Below are 17,734 nucleotides of genomic sequence, written 5' to 3'. Positions count from 1 at the left end.
AGCTAATACCTATATTTAAACTATGCAGAAAATTAAACACACCCTATTGTTTTTAGGCGCTATGCTATTTTTAAACGTTGCGTTTGCGCAAACCGCTCCTGACACGACCAAAAATACCGACCCATCACTAAACGGTCAGTATCAGTTTATGTTAAAAAAATCTAAAAGTTTGTATGGCGCCAAGCTGATTAATCCAAACCGCTTATCCTCCTTATGGAAAAGTGTTAATGATACACTAAAAAAGGAACGCAAACAATTACAGGAAGCCAGACAGGAAATTAAGGCACAGGCTGGCAATATTTCGAGTTTAAAAGGTGAAGTTACGGGAAAAGAAAGCTCACTAGCCAACGCTACGGCCTCAGTAAACGAAATTAAGTTTTTAGGAATTTCATTTAATAAAGGTACTTATAATACCATTGTTTGGAGTATTATCATCGTACTGGGCATCGGTTTGGCTTTTATTATTTTCCAATCCGGAAAGTTAAGGCATGAGGCCAAATATAGGACTGAACTCTACCAGGAAGTGGCCGATGAGTTTCAGGCACATAAGGTAAAGGCAAAAGATAAAGAAATGAAACTTGCGCGCGAATTGCAGGATGAGCGTAATAAATGGGATGAAGGCCGGGGAAGATAAACGCTATCCACAAATCAATTCGGAGTTTTTTGCTTCCGGAACCATACTAAGAAGATTCAAAGTGGTGTCAGATGGTAACATCTGACACCACAGATAAAAAATAATGATTTGAAAAACAGATCATTATTAAGTTAAAACAACTACGTTTCTGAAGGGAATGATATCCCCTTAATATTCCGGTATAAATCTACAGCATATAGGTCTGTCATTCCGGATACAAAGTCTAATACACTTTGTATAATAGAATAAATATCAGTCAAATCGGTATGATATTGTTTAGGAATAAGTTTAACCAGTTTTTTATAATAGTGTGTATTATTATGAATAAGTGCAGGCACAAACTCTTCTAATAAACCGGCCATAATTTTATAACCTGCCACTTCTTTCTGTATTACTGAAGAGAAATTGTAAATACGTTCTACTGAGATTTTTTCTACTGCTTTCCAGGCCGAAATATAAGGTTCGGGTAGTAAATCAGTTAAACTATGATTAAGTTGCCCCTTTAATAGTTTTTCTTGTTCGCTAAAAAATATGGCTGCACATTGGTTTGTTAAGGTATTAATTGCTTTAGCACGAAGCAAACCAATTTTGGCATCATCGTCTTCGTAATCGTTTTTTAATCGCTCTTCTATTGTTGTTGAATTGGCAAAAGGTAACAGGAAACCTTTTACTTCTTCATAAGAAAGTATCTTGAGGCGGTGTGCATCCTCCAGATCGATAATGCTGTAACAGATATCATCTGCCGCTTCTACCAGGTAAACTAAAGGATGGCGTTTATAAATAAGGTACTCACTATCTTCCTGTGCCAAGTGAAGTTCGGTAGCAATCTTTTTAAAACTTTCCTCTTCTGATTGGAAGAAACCATATTTTTTACGGTGAAGCAAACCTTTCTGTTTACCGGCAATGGAGGCACATGGATATTTGGCTATAGAAGCCAATGTAGAATAGGTGAGCGCATAAGCATCATTCCCCTTTCCCTTTAAAGGATGTGTAAGGATACGGATGGCATTGGCATTTCCTTCGAAATTAATTAAATCGTGCCACTGCGATTCACTCATTTCTTTCTGATAAACCTTGCCATCACCATCGGTGAAATAGCGCGAAATGGCTGCTTCTCCAGAATGTCCAAATGCTGGGTTACCCAAATCATGCGCTAGTGCGGCGGCAGCCACAATATTGCCTACTTCATTAATTAATGGAACGTTTTTAATGAGTTGCGGTTGGTGCTCTTCTATACCTTTTAAAAATATATTTGCCATAGAACTCGCCACACTTGCCACTTCTAAACTATGTGTTAACCGATTGTGTACAAAAACACTCCCCGGTAAAGGGAAAACCTGGGTTTTATTCTGCAGTCTTCTAAATGGCGATGAAAAAATCAACCGGTCGTAATCACGCTGAAAATCTGAACGTGCCCGATCTGTGCTGGCACCATATTGTTCTTGTCCGTATCTTTTATTAGAAAGTAAATATTTCCACTCCATTTATCCCGTTGGCATTTAAAATTTGGTGCAAGTTAAACAAAACGCCAAAATGGTTAAGCATAAAGCTTCAGGTAAAATTTATCAAACAAAACTAATTGTTATTGATTTATCCAGATTCAAACCATTTAGCGCCTGCCCTGTTTATTTATAAAATGATAACAACATGAAAACGAGCATCTATAATAAAAAAGAGCATATGGAAGGTTATGTAGGATCAGGTGAGGAACAATCAGAAAAATCTGACGTACAAAAAGCCTTTGAGGATGGTAATGATACCAATGTGGTAACCAGTTATGGTAAGGAGCCTAGCGAATTGATTAAAGGGAATCCTTTAGCAAAAGACGGGTTAGATAACTCTGGCACACAAGGTAAAGATTCGCTTAGCGATGATGCCTATAATAGCACTGACGAAAACCCAACCTTAGAGAGTGCAGAAAGCCATACCGGAAGTTCATCTGAAGACTTTAAAACGAAAACCGATATTAATGAGGCTGATGAAAACCATGCTTTAAATACGGGAATCTAAAAGAAATTATCAAGGCTTACTCATATAACTGACGTTAAAGATTTACTCGATATATAGGAATAAATTAGGCCCTAGAAACGGGAAAATGACTATGTTTTACCAACGCTTTTTTACTAAATATTATTCTGGTATCAGAAATTGACATAAGTCAATGCATTAAAACCATATTTCTTGTGAATTGATTTTAAGTTTTGGAAATTTGTATCGCTGTAGGATTCGCGACAAATTAAATATAAATCATTAACTAACTACTTAAGGGCATTTGCTACTTAAATAAGGCATTATAGTTGTTGAATTCTAAACTATTTCCATCTACCGGAAAATTCATAAGCATTATAAAGGGATTATTCTACGCGGATAATCTCTTTATAATAAAATCATAAATCTTTCCCGCGCAAACCTTTCTCATCATTTTTGTTTCTGTTTCCAATGTCTTCTCCCTGGCTTAAATTTGAATTAGTTAAATTTTCATTTACGCCCCGGGCAGGATCATTTTCCGAGCTCACTACCTGCGATGCGGCTGGCTCATCTTTACGTTTGAAATCAGCTCGTTTATGTCCATAGGTAGCCTCTCCATTATCCCACTCTATCCCCTCCTCATTGTTGTTAATCCCCTCGTTAGGATCAATATTTTTATTTTCGTTACTTTCCATAGCGATTTATTTTTGTAAATATTCCTATAAGAACAATAGATATGATAGAAAGGTTTAATCTTGAAGCAATTACCTACTATTATAGAACTCTTTGCTCATTTATCTATTTTAGATAATCATGAACTAGCTCACGCCTTTACTTTGATCTATCTCTGTACCACTATCCAGATCATCTTTAGATGAACCATTTTCATCCCGGTGTTTTGGTGGATTTTCCATCCTGCTTTCTTCCAGTTCAGAAAAATCACTGCCTTTTTGATTGGCTACCTCGCCATGTGAGGAAGGTTTATCTTCCAGTTCTTCCGTAGGATCAGCAAAATCCTGTCCTTCAACAGGTAATCCTTCTTGTTCTTTATCTTTACTTGTCATACCAGTACAACCAGTCAGCCGAAGTTTTGTTTTAGAATTGGGTCTATACAAAAAAAGGTCCCGATTTGCATCGGGACCTTCCTGTTCGTTTAAAATCAATTAAACTTTGATTTCAACTTCAACACCGCTAGGTAATTCAAGTTTCATTAAAGCATCAACTGTTTTAGAGTTAGAGCTATAAATATCCAATAAACGTTTGTAGGCGCATAATTGGAATTGCTCTCTAGCTTTTTTGTTTACGTGTGGAGAACGTAAAACAGTAAAGATTTTTTTCTCTGTAGGAAGTGGAATAGGACCACTTACCACTGCACCCGTAGGTTTAACAGTTTTTACGATTTTCTCAGCAGATTTATCTACTAAGTTGTAATCGTAAGATTTTAATTTAATTCTGATTCTTTGGCTCATCTTATTTTTAATTATGGTTTCCTGTTAGAGCTATTAACAACAGAAACCGGATTTATCTTTCAAGGTTGAGGGTGGAAGGCGTAAGGTTTAGGGTTTGAAAACCTTAAACCTTATGCCTTTAGCCTTATACCTTATTAGTCTTCAGATTTAATTCTTCCTTTAGATTTAGCTACTACTTCATCCTGAACGTTTTTAGGCGCTGGCTCGTAGTGGTCAAATTCCATTGTAGAAGTTGCACGGCCTGAAGTGATGGTACGTAACTGCGTTACATAACCGAACATTTCTGAAAGTGGAACTAATGCTTTAATTACCTGAGATCCATTACGGGTATCCATACCTTGTAACTGGCCACGACGACGGTTCATATCACCGATAACATCACCCATGTTTTCTTCAGGGGTTAAGATTTCGATTTTCATGATTGGCTCCATCAACGATGGTCTACATTTAGGTAAAGCTTCACGATATGCCATACGGGCTGCAAGCTCGAATGATAAAGCATCTGAATCGACTGCGTGGAATGAACCATCAATCAAACGTACTTTCATATCAGGAAGCGGATAACCAGCTAGTACACCATTTGTCATTGCAGAAGCAAATCCCTTTTCAACTGAAGGGATAAATTCACGAGGAATTGAACCACCTACAATTTCATTTACGAATTGTAAACCACCTTTTTCAAAGTCAGCATCAATTGGAGAGATTACCACTTTGATATCGGCGAATTTACCACGACCACCTGATTGTTTTTTGTAAACTTCGCGGTGTTCGGTAGTACCGAAGATTGCCTCTTTGTATGCTACCTGTGGCGCACCTTGATTAACTTCTACCTTAAATTCGCGTTTTAAACGGTCGATTAAGATATCTAAGTGAAGCTCACCCATACCAGAAATTACAGTCTGACCAGTTTCCTGATCTGTCTGAACTCTGAATGTAGGATCTTCTTCAGCTAATTTAGATAAGCCCATACCTAATTTATCTACATCAGCCTGAGTTTTAGGCTCAATAGCTAAACCGATAACTGGCTCAGGGAAGTTCATAGATTCAAGAACGATTGGGTTTTTCTCTTCACAAAGTGTATCACCAGTTTTGATATCTTTAAATCCTACTACCGCAGCAATATCACCAGCAGCCACATTAGGCACAGGGTTTTGCTTGTTAGCGTGCATTTGGAAGATACGTGAGATACGCTCTTTACTTTCTGAACGGGTGTTGTAAACGTAAGAACCCGCTTCTAAATTACCTGAGTAAACACGGATAAAACATAAACGGCCTACAAATGGGTCAGTTGCAATTTTAAATGCTAAAGCTGCAAATGGCTCACTGATGCTTGGTTTTAATAAAACTTCTGCACCTGTATCCGGGTTAGTACCTGTTACACCTTCTGAATCAAGAGGTGAAGGCAATAATTCCATTACGTAATCCAACATGGTTTGCACACCTTTGTTTTTGAAAGATGAACCACATACCATAGGAACGATTTTAGCATCTAAAACAGCTGCACGTAAAGCGTCTAAAACTTCACGTTCAGTGATGGTATCAGGAGCGTCGAAGAATTTCTCCATTAGAGACTCATCATAATCAGCAACTGATTCTAATAATTTTTCTCTCCACTCCGCAACCTCATCAATCATATCATCAGGGATTGGCACTTCAGTAAAGGTCATACCTTTATCATGCTCATTCCAAACAATACCACGGTTGTTGATCAAATCAACCACACCTTTAAATCCGTCTTCAGCACCGATAGGTAATTGCAATGGAACTGCATTACTACCCAACATGTCTTTAACCTGTTTAACTACTTTTAAGAAGTCAGCACCAGAACGGTCCATTTTGTTAACAAAACCGATACGGGCAACATTGTAGTTGTTAGCTAAACGCCAGTTAGTTTCTGATTGAGGCTCAACACCATCAACAGCCGAAAACAAGAACACTAAACCATCTAATACACGTAACGAGCGGTTTACCTCTACGGTAAAATCCACGTGTCCCGGTGTGTCGATAATATTCATGTGATAGTTCTGGTTTCTGTATTTCCAGTTAACTGTAGTTGCAGCAGAAGTAATGGTAATACCACGCTCTTGCTCTTGTGCCATCCAGTCCATTGTTGCAGCACCTTCGTGCACCTCACCAATTTTGTGACTTACACCAGCATAATAAAGGATACGCTCAGTTGTTGTGGTTTTACCCGCATCAATGTGAGCCGCGATTCCAATATTTCTTGTAAATTTTAAATCTCTTGCCATGTTATGTTTTTGATTTATCTGATTTTAAATGATTACACCGATTATGTAAAAACAAATCGGTGTAATTTATCTAATCAGTATAATCTTCTAATTAAATCTGTGTAATCTTACTAATCTGTTAATTCTAAACTAGAATCTGAAGTGAGAGAACGCTTTGTTAGCTTCAGCCATTTTGTGCGTATCTTCTTTCTTCTTAACAGCAGCTCCTTCACCTTTAGCAGCAGCTACGATTTCACCAGCTAATTTCTCTTTCATCGTTTTTTCACCACGACGACGAGCGTATAAAATTAACCATTTCATACCTAAAGCAGTTTTACGCTCTGGTCTAACCTCAGTTGGAACCTGGAAGTTAGCACCACCAACACGACGAGATTTAACCTCTACAGCTGGCATAATGTTAGTTAACGCGCGTTTAAATACTTCTAAACCGTTTTCACCTGCTTTTTTCTCAGCAATTTCAACAGCATCGTAAAAAATTGAATAAGCGATAGATTTTTTTCCATCGTACATCATGTTGTTTACAAAACGGGTTACCTGAACATCATTAAATTTTGGATCAGGAAGAATAATTCTCTTTTTTGGTTTTGACTTTCTCATTTCTTATTTCCTCCCGATTATTTTTTCTTTCCTTTTGCAGGTGCAGCAGCTGCCTGACCTGGTTTAGGACGTTTAGTACCATATTTAGAACGACGTTGGTTACGACCAGCAACGCCTGATGTATCTAATGCACCACGGATGATGTGGTAACGTACACCTGGTAAATCTTTAACACGACCACCACGGATCAATACAATAGAGTGCTCCTGTAAGTTGTGACCTTCTCCAGGGATGTAAGCATTCACCTCTTTACCGTTCGTTAAACGAACACGGGCTACTTTACGCATTGCTGAGTTTGGTTTTTTAGGGGTAGTGGTGTACACACGTGTACATACACCTCTTCGCTGTGGACAGCTGTCCAACGCTGGAGACTTACTCTTGAACTCCAGTGCTACTCTACCTTTTCTAACTAATTGTTGAATGGTTGGCATTGTGCTTTTTTATGTTTTTTATTTAAAAAATTTACCGCTCCCCCGGCATCCTTACAGATAGCCCATAAAACGGACTGCAAAAGTAGAACAATTCTTTTTAAAAATCAAGGGGTTAGCGCAAAAAGTTTTCAGTTGGCAGTTGCCAGTTTGAAGTTGAAGATTAAGGAGTTGCAGTTCTTCCTTTCCCTTATCGTCATTGCGAACTGAAGAAGAGGCGATGATGATGGCGTGAAGCAATCTTTTTCACCTTAACATTCAAGCCACCCAGGCATTGTTTCATCATTGTTATACTCTAATTTGGAGAGCAGTTTCAGCCATCCTTAGGCTGGGTCCGGCCCAGCTAATGTTACAAGCTCGTGAATACCTCGATTTCCACGTATATTGGGTTTAGGTTGCAATTAGGTTTCTAATATTAACGTGTTTCCTGCAAAGTTTAAAGAAGATCAGTTTGCCTGCGGGGTTTCGCGATATTTAATAAATAGCACTGACAGTTTAATAAGCACCAATCAAACTACTGGCCGGAATATTCAAAACCTCATGCAATTTTCGAATCATACTTAAGCTGAGCTTGCGTTTACCACTCAATATTTCAGATTGGCGACTGCGGGCACCTAGAATTTTAGATAGTTCACTTGGTGCTTTACCCAGTTGTTCTAACCTAAATTTGATGGCTTCAATTGGAGATGGCGGTGCGATTGGATAATGGCTTTCTTCATAATGTTCTATTAATAATGTTAACAAATCCAACTCATCAGCTTGCCTGGTATTTAAATCAAGATTTTTTTGCATTAACAGGTAAGCCTTTTCTAAAGCCAACTCATACTCCTCCTCTGTTTTAATTATTTTTAACATATTTTACCTCCTCCACATTAATTTTATCATAATTAGCATGCGTGCCAATCCAAACTATAAAAACAATTTTTAATTTAAATTCTATATCGGCAATCAATCTATAATCGTTACCCTTAATATTAAATACAAATCGCTTACCTGTTATAACATCTGCAGTTGCATAAAATTTAATTACATCTGCAGGCATATTCCAATCTTGCTCAACAACCTCACCATACCAAGCCTCTAAACTACCCTTGGCGGTACTATGCTTTCTGTAATATTCAACAAGTGTCTTTTTAGCAATAATCCGCATACACAAATATATTACCAAAATGGTAACAAAACAAATTTATTTTGTGATCTCACAACTCGTAATTTCACAGCGCTACTTAGCCGCCACCACTCAAGTTAGATTGTGATAAAGGGTAAAATACCTGGCTGTTTTTTTATACCCATTATATTAAATACTTTATCTTTAAATAAAAGAAGTAGAATTATTAACCGTTTAGTCCAAAAAATGAAAATAAGAATCACCACCATTATACTTTGTAGCCTTGCATATCTATGTCATGCACAAACTACTTCTACTAAAAGAAAGGCCAATGTAGATTTTGACGCTTACGAAAACCCATACCAAAGGTTAAAGCACACCGTAAAGTAAGCTAGTTGATTTAGCTGCATTTTTAAAAATGGCAAGCGAAAAAGGTACCGTTATTTTAGATACACGCTAAGACAGCCTTTTTAAAAGACAACATATAAAGGAGGCCATTCACTTAAATTTTTCTGATTTCACTCAGCAAAACCTGTTAAAGATCATTCCCCACGCAGATACCGGAATATTAATTTACTGCAATAATAATTTTATCGATGACCAGGTAAATTTCGCCAGCAAAGAGGTTGTACCTGCATTGGTAAAGAAAAAAATAGCACCAATTTCATTGGCCTTAAATATCCCTACTTATATTAACCTATATGGCTATGGATATAGAAATGTGTATGAACTTTCTGAATTGGTAAGCACGCGCGACAAACGGATAACCTTTGAAGGAACCGACAGCCAATAATTGCCCCATAACTCGCAAAAAAGTAAAACTATTACCTGATTTCGATTGATCGTCCTGCTCTGAAAACAAAAAAAGTCTTCCAGTTTACCTGAAAGACTTTCCTTTTTTAAGCTTTAGCTACTTTTTTTGTGTGTTTTTTATGATGATGTTTTTTATGACTTTTTTTAGCCATAGATTTTTCTGTAGTTGGTTTTGCAGGTGCTGCAGTTTGCGCATTAACCGTTGCAAAGGTAAACATGGCTAATAAAGCGATGCTCAAAACTTTAATTGCTTTCATTTTCGAATTGATTAATAATGAATAATCCTTGTTATTTGTTGATTAAATCTCGAAAATCAAAATGAAGATTTAATGAATTATGGTAAGTCGAAACCAAAGGTATAATTTAACCTTTTACCCGTTGGTATATATTCACTAGCCCGTTTTATCAGCAAAAATTCAATCATTCTAAATTTACTCATTCCGTCATTTATTAAACGTATCAAGATATAAATCTTCTACCTTTTTTCTTGCCCAGGGCATTTTTCTTAAAAATTTCAAGCTCGATTTGATTGACTGGTTATTATTGAAACAATCGATCCTGATTAATGATCCCAGTTTTTCCCAACCATAATGCGCGTGGAGGTCGGTTACTATTTTTTCTAAAGTGATACCATGTAAAGGATTGTTCTGTTGCTGTTCGGCCATTTTACAAAGTTAAGGCAAAATTATTAGGGTTTATACTGTGCCATCCAAACATTTGCACCGCCGCAATCAGGATCGTTTACTTTGTGACTGATCACCTCAAATTGGTTTACCTGAAGCAAGTCCTGATATTCAGCTGTAGCCAATGAGGCATGAAAAAGGTTTTCACCTCCGTTCATCCCCCATGCTTCCCCCCGCTCCGTTCCAGATGTAAACAATAAAATACCGTTAGCCTTTAAATGACGCTTAAAAATATCAAACATGTTAGGCTGGTCATCAGCCGGAAGATGGAAAAAGCTATGCCAGGCAATAATTACATCAAATTTTTCATCCAGATCCAGTTCTCGCATATCCTTAATCAGAAACCTTGTGGCCGGGAAGTTGGCCTTAGCCAATTCGATCATGAGCGCACTGGCATCAATGCCTAAAACATTGATGCCATGGCGAATAAAATATTCCAATATGGGTTTCCCATCACCGCAGCCAAGGTCTAAAACCTTTGCATCAGGTGGAAGGTGTTCGAGGATATCATTTAAGTAAGCTTTTTCTACCGAATCGGCGTAACGATTTTCGGCAAACCAGCGACCTATCTTATTGTAAACTTCGTAAACATTGTTGCGTTCCCCTCTTTCCATCTTTAATTTCGATTGTTATTAATATTATTTTAGAGATTTAAAACATCCAGGGCACCCAATGATGCTTTAGCAATGCTAAATTAATCATATTTTGCTTTTTTTTGAAAACCAACGTTCAATGATTCATGGCAAATGCAGCCCTGCCATCCGCTTTACTCCGTTACAATCGTGTTCGCTGCTGTCAGGTTTAGGATGAATGGACCGCTCCGGCATAGCGCCAAAATATCAAGCTATGTTTTAAATCCGGCCAATATCAGATGAGACATCATTTTAACCTGGTTTATAAATTAACCAACAGCCGTAGCATCAATTTCAATGAGCATCCCATTTAAGGCCAGTCTTTGTACCGGAATAAGCGTATTTACAGGAAATTTTTGATCGGGCCAGATTTTATTAGACTCTTCGATCAGGATCTCATGTTTCGCCTCGTCGTAATCGACCACAAGAGTGGTTAACTTGGCAATATTTTCCATTTTCAAACCTTTGCTCGCCAAAGCAATGGCAATATTTTCAAATACGATAGCTACCTGTGTCCTGAAATCGGGACTTAAAACACCATCCGTTTTACTCCCTCCCTGGCCTGCAACAAATACCAGCTGGCTCCGGGCCGGAACTGAGGCCACATGTGAATAGCCATGTGGACGTGGATCGTAAATTCCTTCAGGATTGCTTATTGCTATTAGAGAAGTGCTCATGTTATATATTTTATTGCTAAACTAATTGATATTTGAAATTAATACGTCGGTACTTTGCAATAAAAAACCTCCTGATCTTTTAAAATCAAGAGGTCTGGAATTATTTAAGGTCAGCTTGGTTCCTAATGCCGTTAATTAAAGGATAAATCTTAAAAAGATGTCAACCCTGAGCGTAGTGCTTCACTTAATCACATAGCTTAATTGCCTGAAGCGGTCCATGTATCGTTATCAGGATTCGAATCTGGCAATACTTTATCCGGATCCAAAGTAACCGATTCAATTTCTTCTGTTGTTGGGAAACGAACCAACCAGCTCGTATTTTTCATCCAAACATCAACGGGAACTTTCATGGTTTCGGTTTTTCCACTTTTGGTTTTGATCTGAAGAATAATCGGCATTGGCATTTTCTCCAGGTTCACCACCCTGATATTATAGCTTACCAGTTTACCATCTTGTTTAATTGCCTCAACTCCGGCAATGCCCTGATCCATTTTCCAGCTATTTAACCACCAGCTTCTCCAGAACCAGGCTAAATCCTCTCCTGCTCCATTTTCCATCGAACGGAAGAAATCAAAAGGTGTTGGGTGTTTAAATGCCCAGTTTTTAATGTACTGACGGAAAGCATAATCAAAACGGTCTTCGCCTAAAATCTGGTTTCTCAGGATATCAAGGCCCCATCCTGGTTTACTGTATAGGTTAACTCCGATGTTTCTTTCAGCCATACCATCAGGCATCTGCATAATATTTTCATAAATCGGGTTACCAATTACACTTTTACCAATTCTGTGTAAATCAGCCGGAGGACCGGCGTACTCACCCTTATTAAAGTTTTTCTTCGAAATACCATTGATGAAAGTATTAAAACCTTCGTCCATCCAACCATATTTGCGTTCGTTAGACCCCACAATCATTGGGAACCATGTATGGCCAAATTCGTGATCAATTACGCCCCACGCACTAGCCTTTTTGGCGGTCCAACCACAGAAAACAATACCCGGATATTCCATACCGCCGATATTTGTTGCTACGTTAACAGCCATTGGATATGGATACTCGAACCATTTTGATGAATAATGCTCGATGGTAGATTTTACATACTCTACGCCGCGACCATAAGAATCAATACCATTACTTTCTACCGGTTGTGCAGAAACTGCTAAACCTGTTTTTCCACTTGGCAATTTATACCTGGCAGCATCTAATACAAATGCTTTTGATGAAGCCCAGGCCGCATCGCGTGCATTGATAATTTTAAACTTCCAGGTTAATTTATCTTTAGCCGGGCGTGATTTTGGATCGGTTACTTCTGCTTCGCTACGGATGTGTACAGTAGCATCGCTCAATTTAGCAGCGTTCCATCTTTTTAATTGCTCTGGTGTAAAAACTTCGGCAGGGTTTAACAACTCACCAGAACCCATTACGATATGGCTTGCCGGTGCAGTAATGGCAAAGTTAATATCACCGTATTCGCAATAAAACTCACCGCCGCCCCAATAAGGCAAAGTATTCCAGCCAATTACATCATCATATACACACATGCGTGGAAACCATTGCGCAATGGCAAAAATTTCGCCGTTTTTCGTAGTTAAATGCCCGGTTCTGTCTGATCCTTCTTTAGGTACTATATAAGAATAATCCATTTTAATGGTAACCAGATCGCCGTTCGGAGCCAAAGGCTGATCTAAACGGATCTGCATACGGGTATCTTCAACGATGGAAGTGAACTTTACGGCACCTGCTTTTTGAGCTACACTAATATTCTGGATTTGGTATCCACCATCAAATTTTTCGCCCTGTGCGCCATAACGGCTACGCGAAGGGGTAATGGCATAACCACGTGAAGTTTCTTTAAAAGTATTTTGATCTAATTGCAACCATACATAGGGTAATTTATCGGGACTGTTGTTTTTATAAGTAATGGTAACTGTTCCGCTAACCATGTTTTTGGTTTCATCGAGGTTAGCAGTAATGTTATAATCCACACGGTTTTGCCAGTATTTCGGGCCGGGTGCACCGTTTGCAGAACGGAACTCATTCCCATTTTGTGTATAAAATAGTGGTCCAAATGCTTCAGCAGGATTATAGTTAGTTGCTGGTGCAGGGGTTGTAGTCTGTTGAGCAGATGCTGAAAAAGCAAAAACACAACAAACCAAACCAAAATTAATCAGTTTAGTCAATTTCATGATCATAATAAGGTATAATACTGCGGTAAATATAAAAAATAACCACATAGAGATTTATATGTGGTTATAATGTTACCAATAATGTTGTGTTTATTTTAAAACGCTTTTTAACCCTAATCAAATCAATATTTATTCATACTTATCAATTTTATTAGGTGGTAAGCTTTCATTAGGCAGCCCCTGAAATGAATTCAGGGTGATGAGTTATTTTTTTTAATTGCTCTTTAATTTCGGCAAATCCTGCAATTTTCTTTCTTGAAGAGTTAATTTGTTCCATGCAGCAAAGGCACGTGAGATGTAAAAAGCATAGCGGAATGGTCTTTCGGCCTTTACAGCTTCGATGGAAGGTCTATAAATGATCATAAAGTTCTTGAGCTCATCTCCTTCCAGTTTAGTGAGATCGGTAATAGCCTTTGGTGTGAAATTTTCATCTATTTCATCCTGATACATTTCTTTTTCTTCTAAATCGGCTTCTTTACGCTGTTGTCTTTTATATTTTCCATAACCAAGATTTAGGCTTAAGCCTCCAACTTTATCAGTCATACGCTTACGGTTTAGGTTTCCGCCGGTACCTAACAGCGTATATTTCTCGGCCAATGGATCTTTAGCATCTGTAATCTGACTATTCATCCTTACTGCCGTAATATCTACATCTTTTAAGCTATTTGTTTTAGCGGGCAGATAAATTGTTCTGTTCAAAAGGTTGGTCAGGTAGAGCGTATCGGTATGATAGCCTACTGCAGAAAATTCTAAAAGATCGCCAACATTGGCACTTATGGTATACTTTCCGTCTTTATTTGTACTGGTTGATTTTTTACTGTTCAGATTTCTGATACTAACACCAGGAAGAGAAAGCGTTTTTTTCGAAAAATCGAAAACTGTGCCGGTAGTTACCGTTTGTGCAAAAACAGCTGTAGGCGAGGCCAGCAATAGAAAAATGATCAGTTTGTACATACTCAAAAGTAACTTAGTTCGACATTTAAAATCTGCATTTAACAAACTTTAACATTAGAACAAATGAATCAGGTTAGTGTTTTTAAATAATTGTCATCGTCAAATCCAATCAATATGGCTTTGTTGTTTTGCGCAATAACCGGACGTTTTATGGCGCTGGTATTTTCTTTTAAATAAGCGATCGCCAAATCCTGATTATCGATTTTGGCTTGTTCTTCTTTCGTTAATTTTTTCCAGGTTAAACCTTTACGGTTCAACACCGTTTCCCAGCCAAAAGTATTACACCATTCGTTTAACTTTTCGCTGGTAATGCCTTTTTTCTTAAAATCGTGAAATTCAAAATCAATTTGATGGGCTTTTAACCAATCGAGCGCCTTTTTAACTGTATTGCAATTCGGAATTCCGTAAACGGTCATATTGAATGAATGAATTTTGAATGAGTAAATGATAAATGGAAAAATGTTATATGGATGATGGAAAAAATGAATCCAGCTATCCGTTTCAAAGATAATAAAATTGTTTATCCGTGGTGTTGGATATTGCTATCCGATACAAAGCTGCATGATTGATTTCGCGAATAGTCAGATGGTAAACATCTGCCTGCCCAACAGACACCTAACCGCAAATAAATACATTTACTTAAAAACAAAAGAGTTGTCAACTTTCTAGTGATCGGGCGATGAAAGTTGACAATTCTACAATTCTGATCATTCATCACATTTTTAGACCCATCCATCACATTTTGATTATTGGTATAAATTCTCTTTGTAAAATTGTGCTATAACTTAGAACAAAATGGAAATCCTTTCAGGTCATTCAACTGCTATCAAATCTAGAAATATCAACCAACTTGAGTTTTGGATTTCTACAACATTATTCATCCTTGCTTTAATCAGCATTTGCACACAAACCACTTATGGTTCGGGCGGGTCTTACCGTTTTTCTGAAAGTTCGGTCGAATATAGCATTATGGCGAACTTCTTTCTTCCTGAAATATTTAAGATCAGTATTATCTATTTCAGTTTTTTGCTTTTCAATTTTGTTTCCATGCCTCAACTGGCAAAAGGCCGTAACGTTACAATGAATCTAATCATGACCGTTGCTGTTACTGCATTTTCTATTATCACCTGGATGGTGGCCAATACTTATACGCAAGCGTACAGGATAGTAGAATTTGATGATATAGATAAAGCTTACGATATGTTTTTTGGTGAAGCCTTTACTTATATCTTTTTTCTTTACTTGCTTTTTAATACTTACGCCTATTTTAATGAGGGTGGCATGGCACTTTTTAATAGAATCAATTTTCTAAAGCGCTATAACAAAAATATTATTTCAGAGATATTTGTGACCACTAAAATCTGGCTAATTTCGCTCCTGGTATTTGCTGCAGTAATCTCGTTAAAAATAGATTATGAAATATTGATCGTTTGGTTACTGGTACCACCTGTAAATATTTTCTTCGCCTTCTGTGCCATTTATTATATCATTCCAAATCTTCGTAAAAACTTTAAGGGTTTTGGCCGGTATTTTTGGGGAAATGTAGGTTTAACCATAATCATTTCCATTCTATTGCTGATTATCCTGATCCCTTTTATGCGCAATGGCGAAGTTATACCAGTTACCTTGGTCTTAAATATTATTTGTTTAATCTGTATCACCACACCATCTGCCTGGTATATTTACAAGCATAAATTTGAAAAACTCAGCGAAATCCAGATGCTGAAAACAGAGTTAGGTAAATCGGATGCCAACCTGAATTTTTTAAAGTCGCAGATCAACCCACACTTTTTATTTAATGCATTAAATACACTATATGGAACTGCTTTACAGGAAAATGCAGAAAGAACCGGCGAGGGGATTCAAAAACTGGGCGACATGATGCGTTTTATGCTCCACGAAAATACACAGGACAAAATTTCGCTGACCCGGGAGGTAGAATACCTCAACAATTATATCGATTTACAAAAACTCCGCACTTCACGTTCTGCCGATATCAGAATTGACACCCATATTGAAGAACAATTAAACAATTTGCAGATTACGCCAATGTTGTTGATCCCGTTTATCGAAAATGCATTTAAACATGGGATTAGTTTACAACAACCTTCGTACATTAAAATTACACTTCAAACTAAAGAAAGTACTTTATATTTTGATGTAAGCAACAGCATTTATATCAAGGCAGATCACGATCCCGAGAAATTGAAAAGCGGTATTGGACTTGAAAATGTTAAACAACGTTTATCGTTACTCTATTATGGAAAACATGAATTAATTATCCGCGAAAGTGCCAATGAGTTTTTTGTTCATTTAACTTTGCAGCTGGATTAGTCTATATAAACTAAAAGCAGAAATATCAGTAAAAGATAATGTATTTATAAAAATTCTTATTATTGATCTTGAGATGGCGTCATTTCGAGCGCAGTGCAACGAAGCCGAGAAATCTATATCAGCAGATCTCTCCATTTCGTTTCACTTCAGTCGAGATGACGATTACGTGTAAAGAACAAAATAGACAAAATAAAAAATGATTGCCATTGCTATAGATGATGAACCGATTGCATTAGAGATTATAAAATCGCATGCCTCAAAAGTTCCGTTTATTATTTTGCAGGAAACCTTTACCGATGCTTTTGCAGCCATCACTTATCTACAACACAACAAAGTTGACCTGATTTTTCTGGACATTAAAATGCCCGATATCAGCGGAATCGATTTTTTAAAAAGCCTGAGCAAGCCACCAATGGTTGTTTTTACTACCGCCTATACCGAACATGCGGTACAAAGTTTTGAACTTGATGCAATTGATTACCTGTTAAAACCCTTTTCGCTTTCTCGCTTTTTAAAAGCATGTAATAAAGCACACGAACTGTTTAACCTGCGAAACGGAAAACCAGACATAAAAACGGGCCATATCTTTGTAAAAGATGGTTACGAACAGGTAAAAGTAGCACTTGATGAAATTCTATATATCGAAGCTTCGGGTAATTATACCCAAATCCGGCTTCAAAGCAAATTACTAAGCTCACGCATCACCATCAACGACCTGGCTGAATTGTTACCAAAGACAGATTTTATCCGTTGCCACCGTGCATTCATTGTAGCTAAAAACAAAATATCCAAATTTGACCGCAGCCAAATTTGGATTGGAGAAAAAATTATTCCCATTGGTGCTACTTATGGCGGCATTCAACTTACGTAATGCTATTTAAACCTAGCAGGTTTTTGAAATCTGCAGGTATTGAACAGTGATATGAAATGCAGAACCATGGTTAAGTAAACCTGATAGTAGCGTAAAACCCGAAGGTAAGGCACGAACCAAGGCTTTGAAGCGGA

Annotated in this window: 21 protein-coding genes; 5 read left to right on the top strand and 16 right to left on the bottom strand. The window is 37.5% G+C overall.

Going from position 1 to position 17,734, the window contains the following annotated elements; translation table 11 throughout:
• Positions 1-22: 22 nt before the first annotated feature.
• Positions 23-634, top strand: coding sequence for a hypothetical protein (locus BLR60_RS14495; protein WP_090501076.1), 612 nt, complete (start codon positions 23-25; stop codon positions 632-634).
• Between the two features lie 140 nt (positions 635-774).
• On the opposite strand, the gene dgt is transcribed toward BLR60_RS14495, so the two are convergent.
• Complete coding sequence (dgt, locus tag BLR60_RS14490) at positions 775-2,118, bottom strand: dGTP triphosphohydrolase (protein ID WP_090501072.1); 1,344 nt, start codon at positions 2,116-2,118, stop codon at positions 775-777.
• 163 nt (positions 2,119-2,281) lie between these two features.
• On the opposite strand from dgt, the gene BLR60_RS14485 reads away from it, so the two are divergent.
• Positions 2,282-2,644, top strand: a complete 363-nt coding sequence (locus tag BLR60_RS14485) for a hypothetical protein (RefSeq protein ID WP_090501071.1) — start codon at positions 2,282-2,284, stop codon at positions 2,642-2,644.
• A gap of 377 nt (positions 2,645-3,021) precedes the next feature.
• Here BLR60_RS14485 and BLR60_RS14480 read toward each other — a convergent pair whose 3' ends face one another.
• The 8 genes from BLR60_RS14480 to BLR60_RS14445 all read right to left on the bottom strand — a co-directional run bounded on the left by BLR60_RS14480 (position 3,022) and on the right by BLR60_RS14445 (position 8,495).
• Positions 3,022-3,297, bottom strand: a complete 276-nt coding sequence (locus BLR60_RS14480) for a hypothetical protein (protein ID WP_090501070.1) — start codon at positions 3,295-3,297, stop codon at positions 3,022-3,024.
• Positions 3,298-3,420: 123 nt separating this feature from the next.
• Positions 3,421-3,666 (bottom strand): hypothetical protein, encoded by a 246-nt coding sequence (locus BLR60_RS14475; RefSeq protein ID WP_143009090.1) that lies wholly within the window; start codon positions 3,664-3,666, stop codon positions 3,421-3,423.
• Positions 3,667-3,765: 99 nt separating this feature from the next.
• Positions 3,766-4,071 carry a 30S ribosomal protein S10 gene (rpsJ, locus tag BLR60_RS14470; protein ID WP_008244591.1) on the bottom strand — a complete coding sequence of 102 codons (306 nt, stop codon included), beginning with the start codon at positions 4,069-4,071 and terminating at the stop codon, positions 3,766-3,768.
• Positions 4,072-4,205: 134 nt separating this feature from the next.
• Positions 4,206-6,320: an elongation factor G gene (gene fusA / locus BLR60_RS14465; protein ID WP_090501066.1), complete on the bottom strand. Its 2,115-nt coding sequence runs from the start codon at positions 6,318-6,320 to the stop codon at positions 4,206-4,208.
• A 129-nt stretch (positions 6,321-6,449) separates the two neighbouring features.
• Positions 6,450-6,917, bottom strand: a complete 468-nt coding sequence (gene rpsG, locus BLR60_RS14460) for a 30S ribosomal protein S7 (RefSeq protein WP_025145241.1) — start codon at positions 6,915-6,917, stop codon at positions 6,450-6,452.
• Between the two features lie 17 nt (positions 6,918-6,934).
• Positions 6,935-7,348 (bottom strand): 30S ribosomal protein S12, encoded by a 414-nt coding sequence (rpsL, locus tag BLR60_RS14455; RefSeq protein WP_010599925.1) that lies wholly within the window; start codon positions 7,346-7,348, stop codon positions 6,935-6,937.
• A gap of 492 nt (positions 7,349-7,840) precedes the next feature.
• A complete protein-coding gene (locus BLR60_RS14450; RefSeq protein ID WP_090501064.1) occupies positions 7,841-8,200 on the bottom strand; it encodes a helix-turn-helix domain-containing protein in 360 nt (119 codons plus the stop codon).
• Positions 8,184-8,495 carry a type II toxin-antitoxin system HigB family toxin gene (locus BLR60_RS14445; RefSeq protein ID WP_090501062.1) on the bottom strand — a complete coding sequence of 104 codons (312 nt, stop codon included), beginning with the start codon at positions 8,493-8,495 and terminating at the stop codon, positions 8,184-8,186. The genes BLR60_RS14450 and BLR60_RS14445 overlap by 17 nt, the downstream gene beginning before the upstream one ends.
• Before the next feature lie 204 nt (positions 8,496-8,699).
• Between BLR60_RS14445 and BLR60_RS24875 the strand changes: the two genes are divergently transcribed.
• Positions 8,700-8,843 (top strand): hypothetical protein, encoded by a 144-nt coding sequence (locus tag BLR60_RS24875; RefSeq protein ID WP_167354745.1) that lies wholly within the window; start codon positions 8,700-8,702, stop codon positions 8,841-8,843.
• Positions 8,844-9,352: 509 nt separating this feature from the next.
• Here BLR60_RS24875 and BLR60_RS24870 read toward each other — a convergent pair.
• The 7 genes from BLR60_RS24870 to BLR60_RS14415 all read right to left on the bottom strand — a co-directional run bounded on the left by BLR60_RS24870 (position 9,353) and on the right by BLR60_RS14415 (position 14,811).
• Complete coding sequence (locus BLR60_RS24870) at positions 9,353-9,523, bottom strand: hypothetical protein (RefSeq protein ID WP_167354744.1); 171 nt, start codon at positions 9,521-9,523, stop codon at positions 9,353-9,355.
• 186 nt (positions 9,524-9,709) lie between these two features.
• Positions 9,710-9,931 carry a VF530 family protein gene (locus tag BLR60_RS14440; protein ID WP_090501060.1) on the bottom strand — a complete coding sequence of 74 codons (222 nt, stop codon included), beginning with the start codon at positions 9,929-9,931 and terminating at the stop codon, positions 9,710-9,712.
• Positions 9,932-9,954: 23 nt separating this feature from the next.
• Positions 9,955-10,563 (bottom strand): class I SAM-dependent methyltransferase, encoded by a 609-nt coding sequence (locus tag BLR60_RS14435; RefSeq protein WP_090501058.1) that lies wholly within the window; start codon positions 10,561-10,563, stop codon positions 9,955-9,957.
• Positions 10,564-10,850: 287 nt separating this feature from the next.
• Complete coding sequence (locus BLR60_RS14430; RefSeq protein WP_090501056.1) at positions 10,851-11,258, bottom strand: RidA family protein; 408 nt, start codon at positions 11,256-11,258, stop codon at positions 10,851-10,853.
• Positions 11,259-11,455: 197 nt separating this feature from the next.
• On the bottom strand, positions 11,456-13,441 hold the full coding sequence (locus BLR60_RS14425) for a M1 family metallopeptidase (RefSeq protein ID WP_090501338.1): 1,986 nt from the start codon (positions 13,439-13,441) through the stop codon (positions 11,456-11,458).
• A gap of 213 nt (positions 13,442-13,654) precedes the next feature.
• Positions 13,655-14,395 carry a carboxypeptidase-like regulatory domain-containing protein gene (locus BLR60_RS14420; protein ID WP_090501053.1) on the bottom strand — a complete coding sequence of 247 codons (741 nt, stop codon included), beginning with the start codon at positions 14,393-14,395 and terminating at the stop codon, positions 13,655-13,657.
• A gap of 68 nt (positions 14,396-14,463) precedes the next feature.
• Positions 14,464-14,811 (bottom strand): Spx/MgsR family RNA polymerase-binding regulatory protein, encoded by a 348-nt coding sequence (locus BLR60_RS14415; protein WP_090501051.1) that lies wholly within the window; start codon positions 14,809-14,811, stop codon positions 14,464-14,466.
• A gap of 379 nt (positions 14,812-15,190) precedes the next feature.
• Here BLR60_RS14415 and BLR60_RS14410 point away from each other — a divergent pair, with 379 nt between their 5' ends.
• Both BLR60_RS14410 and BLR60_RS14405 read left to right on the top strand, forming a co-directional pair.
• On the top strand, positions 15,191-16,729 hold the full coding sequence (locus BLR60_RS14410; RefSeq protein WP_090501049.1) for a sensor histidine kinase: 1,539 nt from the start codon (positions 15,191-15,193) through the stop codon (positions 16,727-16,729).
• Positions 16,730-16,925: 196 nt separating this feature from the next.
• On the top strand, positions 16,926-17,600 hold the full coding sequence (locus BLR60_RS14405; protein ID WP_090501047.1) for a LytR/AlgR family response regulator transcription factor: 675 nt from the start codon (positions 16,926-16,928) through the stop codon (positions 17,598-17,600).
• The last annotated feature ends 134 nt before the right edge of the window (positions 17,601-17,734 follow it).

Source organism: Pedobacter terrae (assembly GCF_900100705.1).
GTDB classification, from domain to species: domain Bacteria; phylum Bacteroidota; class Bacteroidia; order Sphingobacteriales; family Sphingobacteriaceae; genus Pedobacter; species Pedobacter terrae.
The sequence above is the reverse complement of the archived record's forward strand: the minus strand, read 5'-3'. Positions and strand labels throughout refer to the sequence as shown.

What these genes read in the sequence shown, in the direction of transcription:
- BLR60_RS14495 (WP_090501076.1), top strand. Translation starts at nt 23, where the DNA reads ATGCAGAAAATTAAACACACCCTATTGTTTTTAGGCGCTATGCTATTT.
- dgt (WP_090501072.1), bottom strand. Translation starts at nt 2,118, where the DNA reads ATGGAGTGGAAATATTTACTTTCTAATAAAAGATACGGACAAGAACAA.
- BLR60_RS14485 (WP_090501071.1), top strand. Translation starts at nt 2,282, where the DNA reads ATGAAAACGAGCATCTATAATAAAAAAGAGCATATGGAAGGTTATGTA.
- BLR60_RS14480 (WP_090501070.1), bottom strand. Translation starts at nt 3,297, where the DNA reads ATGGAAAGTAACGAAAATAAAAATATTGATCCTAACGAGGGGATTAAC.
- BLR60_RS14475 (WP_143009090.1), bottom strand. Translation starts at nt 3,666, where the DNA reads ATGACAAGTAAAGATAAAGAACAAGAAGGATTACCTGTTGAAGGACAG.
- rpsJ (WP_008244591.1), bottom strand. Translation starts at nt 4,071, where the DNA reads ATGAGCCAAAGAATCAGAATTAAATTAAAATCTTACGATTACAACTTA.
- fusA (WP_090501066.1), bottom strand. Translation starts at nt 6,320, where the DNA reads ATGGCAAGAGATTTAAAATTTACAAGAAATATTGGAATCGCGGCTCAC.
- rpsG (WP_025145241.1), bottom strand. Translation starts at nt 6,917, where the DNA reads ATGAGAAAGTCAAAACCAAAAAAGAGAATTATTCTTCCTGATCCAAAA.
- rpsL (WP_010599925.1), bottom strand. Translation starts at nt 7,348, where the DNA reads ATGCCAACCATTCAACAATTAGTTAGAAAAGGTAGAGTAGCACTGGAG.
- BLR60_RS14450 (WP_090501064.1), bottom strand. Translation starts at nt 8,200, where the DNA reads ATGTTAAAAATAATTAAAACAGAGGAGGAGTATGAGTTGGCTTTAGAA.
- BLR60_RS14445 (WP_090501062.1), bottom strand. Translation starts at nt 8,495, where the DNA reads ATGCGGATTATTGCTAAAAAGACACTTGTTGAATATTACAGAAAGCAT.
- BLR60_RS24875 (WP_167354745.1), top strand. Translation starts at nt 8,700, where the DNA reads ATGAAAATAAGAATCACCACCATTATACTTTGTAGCCTTGCATATCTA.
- BLR60_RS24870 (WP_167354744.1), bottom strand. Translation starts at nt 9,523, where the DNA reads ATGAAAGCAATTAAAGTTTTGAGCATCGCTTTATTAGCCATGTTTACC.
- BLR60_RS14440 (WP_090501060.1), bottom strand. Translation starts at nt 9,931, where the DNA reads ATGGCCGAACAGCAACAGAACAATCCTTTACATGGTATCACTTTAGAA.
- BLR60_RS14435 (WP_090501058.1), bottom strand. Translation starts at nt 10,563, where the DNA reads ATGGAAAGAGGGGAACGCAACAATGTTTACGAAGTTTACAATAAGATA.
- BLR60_RS14430 (WP_090501056.1), bottom strand. Translation starts at nt 11,258, where the DNA reads ATGAGCACTTCTCTAATAGCAATAAGCAATCCTGAAGGAATTTACGAT.
- BLR60_RS14425 (WP_090501338.1), bottom strand. Translation starts at nt 13,441, where the DNA reads ATGAAATTGACTAAACTGATTAATTTTGGTTTGGTTTGTTGTGTTTTT.
- BLR60_RS14420 (WP_090501053.1), bottom strand. Translation starts at nt 14,395, where the DNA reads ATGTACAAACTGATCATTTTTCTATTGCTGGCCTCGCCTACAGCTGTT.
- BLR60_RS14415 (WP_090501051.1), bottom strand. Translation starts at nt 14,811, where the DNA reads ATGACCGTTTACGGAATTCCGAATTGCAATACAGTTAAAAAGGCGCTC.
- BLR60_RS14410 (WP_090501049.1), top strand. Translation starts at nt 15,191, where the DNA reads ATGGAAATCCTTTCAGGTCATTCAACTGCTATCAAATCTAGAAATATC.
- BLR60_RS14405 (WP_090501047.1), top strand. Translation starts at nt 16,926, where the DNA reads ATGATTGCCATTGCTATAGATGATGAACCGATTGCATTAGAGATTATA.